The 1,905-nt window shown below is 54.3% G+C and carries 3 protein-coding genes; 1 reads left to right on the top strand and 2 read right to left on the bottom strand.

The window, feature by feature from the left end; genetic code table 11:
- Nucleotides 1–228: 228 nt before the first annotated feature.
- The gene (locus ACR3FF_RS26900; protein ID WP_458191137.1) at nt 229–468 is read right to left on the bottom strand and encodes a DUF433 domain-containing protein; all 240 of its coding nucleotides are present in this window, start codon (nt 466–468) and stop codon (nt 229–231) included.
- A 266-nt stretch (nt 469–734) separates the two neighbouring features.
- On the opposite strand from ACR3FF_RS26900, the gene ACR3FF_RS26895 reads away from it, so the two are divergent.
- A complete protein-coding gene (locus ACR3FF_RS26895; RefSeq protein ID WP_458191135.1) occupies nt 735–989 on the top strand; it encodes a hypothetical protein in 255 nt (84 codons plus the stop codon).
- A gap of 39 nt (nt 990–1,028) precedes the next feature.
- On the opposite strand, the gene ACR3FF_RS26890 is transcribed toward ACR3FF_RS26895, so the two are convergent.
- Nucleotides 1,029–1,358 (bottom strand): HalOD1 output domain-containing protein, encoded by a 330-nt coding sequence (locus ACR3FF_RS26890; RefSeq protein WP_458191133.1) that lies wholly within the window; start codon nt 1,356–1,358, stop codon nt 1,029–1,031.
- Nucleotides 1,359–1,905: the final 547 nt, after the last annotated feature.

The following is a 1,905-nucleotide window of genomic DNA, read 5'->3' as shown; positions in this document are numbered from 1 at the left end:
GTGAATGTATCGACAACCGAATGGAATCCGGCTTAGCTGATTAACGGCGGTACGTCAATTGAGCTTACGCGATTCACGCCCGCCGTAAACGGCGGGATTCTCTCGCTGTTTAAAGATAGGTTGCCGTCTTCGGGTCAATATTTTCGTCGAGAAGGAAACGCCACTCACTCATCTTACGCCGTGTCCGGATCGACGCCTTCAGGACGCTCGATCGTCTCGCTGAACGCCTCAATTGCGTCCTCTCGCTCCTCTTCCACGGTTACGCATTTCGCGCGGGTGGTCGTGGTAGTAGGCGAGAGCGTGATAGACGTCGGCGACGTCGAGATCGTACCGGTCGGCAACTGCCTCCGGGGCTTCTCCCCGCTCCTCGACGAGCGCGTAAACCTGGCGGACGCTGATTCGTCGTCCACGAATATGGGGCTCACTCATGATATCGTGAGCGATTCGACGCGTATCGCGCTCGGCCATGTTTTCCACCATCACCTACAACTGCAAAAACATACTGCCAGTCGCCCCCAGCAGGGATTCCTCTACGTGGCCGGTCGTCCTCAACGCGCGAAGCGCGTAGGGAGGGGTAGTTCACTGGACTCGCCGGCCAAGTGGACGACAGCATCGAAACCCTCCAGTTGTGGCTGGTCGATTTCGCCTCTCGAGGGTGCCCACGGAACCTTATCGGCAGCCTCCGTCGTTTCAGGACGGACAAGGCTTGTAACCTCGTGGCCTGCCTGCTATAGATGAGACACGAGTCTGCGGCCGATCAGGCCTGTGGAACCACTGACGAGAATCTGCATAGTCTAGTACAGGAGATGTTGATTGACAAGAACACAATTCTCGTGGTCTCGGTGCATGAGACGGACACTGGTGGTGTTGAGACAGAAAAGGCCGTGTTTGGGCGGGGGTTCGACAATGTGATTGTAGTGATTGCTCGGCGATTGATGGCGACGGGATTGCCGCGGAGGCAGGATCCTGATGTGACTGAGGGCGAATGATCCTCCGTGGTGTATCATCGGGATACTATTAGCAGAGAGCTATTTTTCTTCTTCGTCAATCGGTTTGACGTCGACTGTTCGATCGCTCGTAACGGTTACTTTATATCCTGCATGTGTGAATCTGATCTGGCCACTAGCTCGGGCTTTTCCATTGTTTAGTGGCGCAAAGAGGGCATCTAGTGCTTCAGGATCGATCGTCGTATAGAGCGGATCGAGGTCAACTGGATCAACGTCTTTGTGCCTCGCGATTGTTTCCGCGATAACTGTACTAATAGACTTATCAGCAGTATTCTCTCCACCAGCCCCTGTTGCCATGCTTATGATCATTGAATCTGACTCCGACCATCCAGCATCTGCTGAGACAGTCACTAGTTCACAGATGTCCAGTTATAAAATCGCTCTGAAGTCCACTGATGTATAGATTCAACCCCGCGCTAAAGCACGGGGTTTTCTCGCTACCACAAGATAACAGATGATAGCGTCCGATCACGAGCCATAGATGACGTGAACGAAGTTTATTGGGGAACAGTGGGAGCGTCCGATTCGAGGATGGGAGTACCGGCCACGTGGCATGGCCAGCATCCCGTCGGTGTGCGAACCGGAAACATCCCAACTCAGTGAAATCGGCTTCGTGGGAATCCACGCCCTTCTGGGCGGGGAAGATGTCAAAACCCACTCTCGGGAAGGGAAGTCATTAAGGCTGCCACAGTCGTATTCTTTGGGATTAGCAGCGTCTTCGTCGCTTTTCGAGGGAACCACCTCTGCGTACAGTTGTCGGCCACATCGTCGGCAGTGAGTATCGCTAGTTGTCCACTCTCTCGATAACGGCGGCAGCAAAAGCTCGGTCTCACACCGGAAGGACACCGAAAGCGAGACGAAGAACCCTACGAACGCTGCGGAGAGTCGAGAAGGTATC

This window comes from Haladaptatus ordinarius (assembly GCF_054177595.1).
This window is presented reverse-complemented; position numbering and strand designations above follow the sequence as displayed.

Bases quoted from the DNA above. Each gene is read 5' to 3' on its own strand.
- ACR3FF_RS26895 (WP_458191135.1), top strand. From the start codon at position 735: ATGAGACACGAGTCTGCGGCCGATCAGGCCTGTGGAACCACTGACGAG.
- ACR3FF_RS26900 (WP_458191137.1), bottom strand. From the start codon at position 468: ATGGCCGAGCGCGATACGCGTCGAATCGCTCACGATATCATGAGTGAG.